This is a genomic window from Actinomadura sp. GC306 (assembly GCF_004348665.1).
In the GTDB taxonomy this organism is placed as follows: Bacteria; Actinomycetota; Actinomycetes; order Streptosporangiales; family Streptosporangiaceae; genus Spirillospora.
On record NZ_SMKM01000320.1, the window covers coordinates 1 to 6,902 of the forward strand.

Below are 6,902 nucleotides of genomic sequence, written 5' to 3' on the forward strand. Positions count from 1 at the left end.
CCCGCCCCCGTCCGCGCCCGCTCCACCAGGTGACCGATCGCGGCGACCTCGGCCGCCCGCCCGCACAGCGACTGCCCTGCCATGCTCGGAGCGTGTCACCGGGCGTCCGCCCCGGCCAGTGCGCCGCACACCGATCCGCATGTGAATCGCCCGGGGGTCCGGCCATGCGTTTCTCACACCCGGGCCACACCCGCCCGGCCCGACCACAACCGGTCAGGCCCGGCCCGGCCCTCACACCCAGCCGAGCTCCCCGGCGATGCGGACGGCGTCGATCCGGTTGCGGGCGTTCAGCTTGCTGATGCAGCTCGCCAGGTAGTTGCGGACGGTCCCGACCGTCAGGTTGAGCGCGAGCGCGATGTCGTCGACGTCCGCGCCCTCGGCCGCGAGCCGCAGGACCTGCGCCTCCCGCGGCGTCAGCGGGCTCTCCGGCTGGCGCAGCGCGACCAGCGCGAGCTGCGGGTCGACGACCTGCTCGCCCGCCGCGACCCGGCGGATCGCCGCGGCCAGCTCCGCGGGCGGCACGTCCTTGAGGACGAACCCGTCCGCGTGCGCGTCCAGCGCCCGCCGCAGGTCGCCGGGGCGGCCGAGCCCGGTGAGGATCAGCACCCGGCACTCCGGCAGCCGCTCGTGCAGCTCCGCCGCCGCCGTCACGCCGTCCACGCCGGGCAGGTCGACGTCGAGCACCGCCACGTCCGGGCGGTGCCGCAGCGCCTCCCGCACGATCGCGTCGCCGGTCTCGACCTCCGCCACGACCTCCATGTCGGGCTCCAGGCCGAGGAGGCCGGTCAGCGCGCCGCGCAGCAGCGCGACGTCCTCGGCCAGCAGGATCCGGATCGCGTCCGGCACGGTCTCCACCGGGGGGCGCTCACCCGGGGCCCGCGGGAGGTCGCCGTCCACGCCCGCCATCGCTGATCACGCCCTCCACGATCGCCTGCCCGGGGACTCCCGCCGCCGGCGGAAGACCGCCGTGACGAACGGTCCGGTGGCGCGGCGGCCGCCCATCGGCGTACCCCCACAGTAACCGCCGGACCCGCCCGCGGAGGCTGGTCACATGGCGGATTCGCCCCGCCCGGAGCCTGCCTAGATTCGGCCTCAACCGACTCGCTGGAGGTCGCGTGATCTACGGCGTCTTCTCGTTCTCGGCGGGGGCCGTGCTCCGGCTGCTGCTGCGCCCGAAGGTCGAGGGCCGGGCCAACATCCCGGTGCACGGCCCGTTCATCCTCGCGAGCAACCACCTGTCGTTCGTCGACAGCTTCGTGCTGTCGCCCGTCATCGGCCGCCGCGTCTGCTACCTGGCGCGGGCGGAGTACTTCGAGCTGCCCGGCCGCGCGGGCCGCGCGATCCGGTGGGGGCTGTTCGCGCTGGGGAACGTCCCGATCCGGCGCGGCCCCACCCGCGCCGCCGTCCGCGCGCTGGAGCAGATCGCCGCGTGCCTGCACGAGGGCGGCGGGGTCGCCATCTACCCGGAGGGCAGCCGCTCCCCGGACGGCCGCATCTACCGGGGCCGGACGGGCGTCGCCTGGCTCGCGATGGCCACCGGCGCGCCGGTCGTCCCGGTCGCGCTCGGCGACACCGACCACATCATCCCGCTCGGCAGCCGGCGGCCCCGGCTGCGCGTCCGCCCGACCGTCCGGATCGGCGAGCCGATGGACTTCACCCGCTACCGCGACCTGCCCCGCGGCCGGGCCCGCCGCGTCATCACCGACGAGATCATGGACGCCATCTGCAAGCTCTCCGACCGCGAGCGGGCCGGCGTCTACAACCCCCGCGCCGAGGAGGAGTGACGCTCCCCGGCGGGACTCACGGCAGGACTCACGGCAGGGTTCACAGCAGCACGTGGTCGCTGAGGAACCGCGCGAACTCGGACTCGAAGTCCGCGTAGCGGTCGCGCAGGCCGGTGCCCGGCCAGCCGGGCGGGAGCAGGGCCGGCGGCAGCAGCGGGTCGAGCACGAGGTGGCGCAGCACGGCGGCGGCGAGGGTGAACCGCTCGGCCATCGCGGCGGCGCCGGCCAAGGCCGCGTCGAGGCCGCGCGCCGTGGCCGCCCATCCGTCGAGGTCCCAGAGGGCGGCGGCGAGGGCGGCGGGGTCGCCTTCGGGGCGGCCGGTGAGGAAGGTGCACTGCCGGACGACGGCGTCCGGGCGGGCGCGGGCCAGGTTGGCGGGCCGCAGCCAGGTGCCCTCGCGCAGCTCGGCGAGGCGGAGCGCGGACATGGCCCGGCGGAGCTCGGCGCGGTCGGCGGCGGGCCGCCGCTCGGCGGTGATGACGGCGATCTCCCAGTCGCCGTCCCACGGCACGGCCGGGAGGAGGCGGCTCTCGTCCTGGCGCGCCTGGCGTTCGAGGAGGCGCTCGGTGAGGGCGTAGGCGCCGCCGGACTGGACGACGTCGCCCGCGGCGACCATCCGGGAGAGCGCGACGCGGACCGTCCCCTCCGCGATGCCGAACAGGTCGCCGACGCGGACGAGGACGCGCGCGGGCAGCCGCGGCGGGTGGACGCCAAGCAGCGTGCTCAGGACGACCGAACGCGCGGTGAGCGGGCGGATCTCCAGGTTGTCCATGTCTGGTGGCGACCCTATCCGGGCCGGTACGGGCCATCGGCCCAGATGGGCGGGCCGGGGCCTCGTGTTCACCCGCGTCCGCGTGAGAACGTTACGTTGACCGAACGAGATTCGGGACCGTAGGTTCCTGGATGATGTCCGTTGCCGCAATCGCGCGACGATCGTGTGACGGAGGACCCAGCAGTGACGCTGAACCCGACCGAGGCGGGCCTCGCCCTCGCCGACCCGAAGTCCTACGCCGACGAACAGCGCTTCCACGAGTCGCTCGCGCTGCTGCGCCGGGAATCCCCGGTGCACTGGGTGGACGCGCCCGACTACAACCCCTTCTGGGCCGTCACCAAGCACGCGGACGTCCTGGAGATCGAACGCAACCACGAAATCTTCCTCAACGCCCCCCGGCCGCTGCTCGCGACGAAGGACTTCGACCGGCTCAACCGGGAGCGGGCCGAGCAGGGCATAGCGCTGCGGACGCTGATCCACATGGACGACCCGGACCACCGCGTCATCCGGGCGATCGGCGCCGACTGGTTCCGGCCGCGCGCCATGCGGGCGATGGAGCCGCGCGTCAAGGAGCTGGCGAAGCGGTACGTCGACCGGATGGTCGACCTCGGCGGCGAATGCGACTTCGCGCGGGAGGTCGCCGTCCACTTCCCGCTGTACGTGATCCTCTCCCTGCTCGGGCTGCCCGAGAGCGACTTCGACCGGATGCTGAAGCTCACCCAGGAGCTGTTCGGCGGAGACGACGAGGAGTTCCAGCGCGGTGCGACCGACGAGGAGAAGATCCAGGTCCTCCTCGACTTCTTCGCCTACTTCCAGGAGCTGACGGAGGCGCGCCGCAAGAACCCGACGGACGACCTCGCGTCCGCCATCGCGAACGCGCGTATCGACGGCGAACCGCTGAACGACTTCGACACGGCCTCGTACTACGTCATCGTCGCGACCGCCGGGCACGACACCACGAGCGCGACGATCTCCGGCGGCCTGCACGCCCTCGTCGAGAACCCGGACCAGCTCGACCGGCTCCGCGCGAAGCCCGAGCTGATGCCGTTCGCCGTGGACGAGATGATCCGCTGGGTCACCCCCGTCAAGGAGTTCATGCGGACCGCCACCCGCGACTACGAGCTCCGCGGCGTCACGATCCGCGAAGGGGACGCGGTGCTGCTGTCGTACCCGTCCGCGAACCGCGACGAGGACGTGTTCGACGACCCGTTCCGCTTCGACGTCGGGCGCGACCCCAACAAGCACCTGGCGTTCGGGTTCGGCGTCCACTACTGCCTGGGCGCGGCGCTCGCCCGGATCGAGGTCCGCGCTTTCTTCGAGGAGCTGCTGCCCCGGCTCGGCTCGATCGAACTGGCCGGCGCCCCGGAGAGCATCGCCACCACCTTCGTCGGCGGTCTCAAGCACCTGCCGATCCGCTACTCCCTGGATTGAGGAACCTCCTTGCAGATCACTGCCGCGGTGCTGCGCGCCGCAGACGGGCCCTACACGATCGAGTCGCTCGACCTCGCCGACCCCGGGCCCGGGGAGGTCCTGGTGCGCGTGGCCGGGGCCGGGATGTGCCACACCGACCTGCTCGGGCGCGTCCCCGGCGACCTGGTCGGCAAGCCGGTCGTGCTCGGCCACGAGGGCTCCGGCGTGGTCGAGGCGGTCGGCCCCGGCGTCACCGGGATCACCGCGGGCGACCACGTGGTCATGTCGTTCGACTCGTGCGGGGCGTGCACCAACTGCCGCGCCGGGGTGCCCGGCGCCTGCCCGCAGATGATGGCGCTCAACATGCTCGCCGCGCCGCTGGACGGCAACCCCCGCGCGACCGCCGCCGGCGGGGAGGCCGTGCACACCCGCTGGTTCGGGCAGTCGTCGTTCGCGAGCCACGCGCTCGGGACCGTCCACAACGTCGTCCCGGTGAGCCGCGACGTCCCGCTGGAGCAGCTCGGCCCGCTCGGCTGCGGCGTCCAGACGGGCGCGGCATCGGTGCTGATCTCACTCGGCGTCGGGGCCGGCGACAGCATCGCGATCTTCGGCGCGGGCGCGGTCGGCCTCGCCGCCGTGATGGCCGCCCGCGTCGCGGGCGCGACCACGATCGTCGCGGTGGACCTGCACGAGTCGCGGCTCGACCTCGCCCGCGAGCTCGGCGCCACCCACGTGCTGAACGGCGCCGACGAGGACATCGCCGGGCAGATCCGCGCGATCTCCGGCGGCGAGGGCGTCCAGTACTCGTTCGACAGCACCGCCGTCCCCGAGGTGGTCGCCACGGCCGTCGCCTCGCTGCGCACCACCGGCGTGTGCGGCCTCGTCGGCGTCGGCGCGGCCGAGTACACCCTCGACGCGAACCTCCTGCTCATGGGCCGGACGGTCAAGGGCATCATCGAGGGCGACGCCGTCCCGCAGACGTTCATCCCGAAGATGATCGAGCTGTGGCGGCAGGGCCGGTTCCCGTTCGACCGGCTCATCACGTCCTACCAGCTCGACCAGATCAACCAGGCCGAGGCCGACACCCAGTCCGGCAAGGTCGTCAAGCCGGTGCTGATCCCCTAGACGACGCGGTGGAGGAGACTGTCGCCGCGCATGAGGCGGCGGCAGTTCTCCGCCGCGACCGCGAAGTACCGGCTCCACGTCTCCCCGGTCAGCCACGCGACGTGCGGCAGCACGACGACGTTCTCCAGGCCGAGCAGTGGGTTGCCCGCACCGACCGGCTCCTCCTCGAAGACGTCCAGCCCCGCACCGCCCAGCCGCCCCGACCGCAACGCCTCCACCAGAGCGGCCTCGTCGATGACCGCGCCCCGCGCCGTGTTCACCACGACCGTGCCCTCCGGCAGCATCGCCAGCCGCTCCGCGTCCAGCATGTGCCGGGTCTCCTCGGTCAGCGGCACATGCACCGACACGATGTCGCTCTCCCGCAGCAGCTCGTCCAGCCCCCGCCACGCCGAGTCGTCCCGCGGAGTCCGGGACGTGTACAGGACGGTCGCCCCGATCGCCTCCAGCATCCCCCGCAGCAGCCCCGCGATCTGGCCGCCGCCGAGCAGCCCGACCGTCCGCCCCGCCAGCTCACCGCCCACGAGCGCCCGGTCGGCGGGCCAGCCCCGGCCCGCCCGCGTCCGCGCGTCGAACGCGACGACCCTCCGCAGCACCGCCAGCATCAGCAGCAGGCTCGTCTCCGCCACCGCCTGCGCGTTCTGGCCGGGCATGTTCGCCACGGCGATCCCGCGCTCCTCGGCAGCGGCCAGATCGATCGTGTTCACGCCCGTGCCGAGCTTCTGCACCAGCCGCAGCTTCGGCGCCCGGTCCATGTCGGCGGCCGTCAGCGGACGCAGCACGTGCCAGAGGACCTCGGTGTCCGGCAGCAGCTCCGCGAACCGCTCGTCGTCCTGCTCCGAGCAGCTCACGATGTCCAGGCCCGGCTCGGCGTGGTCCATGTCGTAGTGCAGCAGCACCCGCATGCCGCCCCCTTCCTCTCCCTGGATTATCGTGCCGGTCATGAGCCGGTGGCCGGAACTCCCGATCGTGCAGGCCCCGATGGCGGGCGGCCCCTCGACCCCGGAACTGGCCGCCGCCGTCTCGGACGCGGGCGGCCTCGGCTTCCTCGCCGCCGGCTACAAGACCACCGAGGCCATGCGCGCCGACATCACCGCCACGCGGCGGCTCACCTCCCGCCCCTTCGGGATGAACGTCTTCATGCCCTCCCTGGAGGAACCCGACCCGTCCGCCGTAGCCGCCTACCGCGACCGCCTCGCCCCCGAGGCCGCCCGGCTCGGCGTCACCCCGGGCACCCCGTCCGCCCGCGACGACGCCTACGACGCCAAGATCGCCGACCTGCTGACCGACCCGCCGCCCTTCGTGAGCTTCACCTTCGGCTGCCCGACCCCGGAGATGATCCGCGCCCTCCAGAAACGCGGCACCACGGTCATCGTCACGGTCACCACCCCCGCCGAGGCCGGCCAGGCATCCGCCGCCGACGCCCTCTGCCTCCAGGGCTCCGAGGCCGGCGGCCACCGCGGCTCGTTCACCAACACGTCCGAGACGCCCATCCCCCTGCGCACACTGCTCCGCGAGGTGAGCGCCCTCACCAGTCAGCCCCTCATAGCCGCCGGCGGCCTGGCAACCGCGTCCCACGTAGCCGAGGTCCTGACCCTCGGCGCGACCGCCGCCCAGATGGGCACGGCCTTCGTCCGCTGCCCGGAAAGCGGCGCGAACCCCGTCCACAAAGCGGCCCTGGCCGACCCCAGCTTCACCGCAACGTCCCTCACCCGAGCCTTCAGCGGCCGCCCAGCCCGCGCCCTGGTCAACCGCTTCCTAACCGACCACGCCCCACACGCCCCAGCCGCCTACCCCGACGTCCACTACCTGAC

At 73.6% G+C, this 6,902-nt stretch carries 7 protein-coding genes; 4 read left to right on the forward strand and 3 right to left on the reverse strand.

The genetic code is table 11. The annotated features are described in order from the left end of the window. Nucleotides 1-231: 231 nt before the first annotated feature. A complete protein-coding gene (locus E1200_RS29340) occupies nt 232-906 on the reverse strand; it encodes a response regulator transcription factor (RefSeq protein ID WP_131955328.1) in 675 nt (224 codons plus the stop codon). 209 nt (nt 907-1,115) lie between these two features. Here E1200_RS29340 and E1200_RS29345 point away from each other — a divergent pair, with 209 nt between their 5' ends. After that, entirely contained in the window at nt 1,116-1,784 is a 669-nt protein-coding gene (locus E1200_RS29345; RefSeq protein WP_131955329.1) for a lysophospholipid acyltransferase family protein, read from the forward strand. Between the two features lie 40 nt (nt 1,785-1,824). Here the strand turns inward: E1200_RS29345 and E1200_RS29350 are convergent, their stop codons facing one another. Further along, the gene (locus E1200_RS29350) at nt 1,825-2,556 is read right to left on the reverse strand and encodes a PaaX family transcriptional regulator C-terminal domain-containing protein (RefSeq protein ID WP_131955330.1); all 732 of its coding nucleotides are present in this window, start codon (nt 2,554-2,556) and stop codon (nt 1,825-1,827) included. Nucleotides 2,557-2,739: 183 nt separating this feature from the next. Here E1200_RS29350 and E1200_RS29355 point away from each other — a divergent pair, with 183 nt between their 5' ends. Together E1200_RS29355 and E1200_RS29360 are read left to right on the forward strand one after the other, a co-directional pair. Then, nucleotides 2,740-3,987: a cytochrome P450 gene (locus E1200_RS29355; RefSeq protein WP_131955331.1), complete on the forward strand. Its 1,248-nt coding sequence runs from the start codon at nt 2,740-2,742 to the stop codon at nt 3,985-3,987. 9 nt (nt 3,988-3,996) lie between these two features. Next, the gene (locus E1200_RS29360; RefSeq protein ID WP_131955332.1) at nt 3,997-5,091 is read left to right on the forward strand and encodes an NAD(P)-dependent alcohol dehydrogenase; all 1,095 of its coding nucleotides are present in this window, start codon (nt 3,997-3,999) and stop codon (nt 5,089-5,091) included. Here the strand turns inward: E1200_RS29360 and E1200_RS29365 are convergent. Then, nucleotides 5,088-5,993, reverse strand: a complete 906-nt coding sequence (locus E1200_RS29365; RefSeq protein WP_131955333.1) for a 2-hydroxyacid dehydrogenase — start codon at nt 5,991-5,993, stop codon at nt 5,088-5,090. The two genes, E1200_RS29360 and E1200_RS29365, sit on opposite strands and share 4 nt — an antisense overlap. Before the next feature lie 37 nt (nt 5,994-6,030). Between E1200_RS29365 and E1200_RS29370 the strand changes: the two genes are divergently transcribed. After that, nucleotides 6,031-6,902: nitronate monooxygenase (locus E1200_RS29370; RefSeq protein ID WP_131955334.1), on the forward strand; the 872-nt coding region annotated here is incomplete at its 3' end.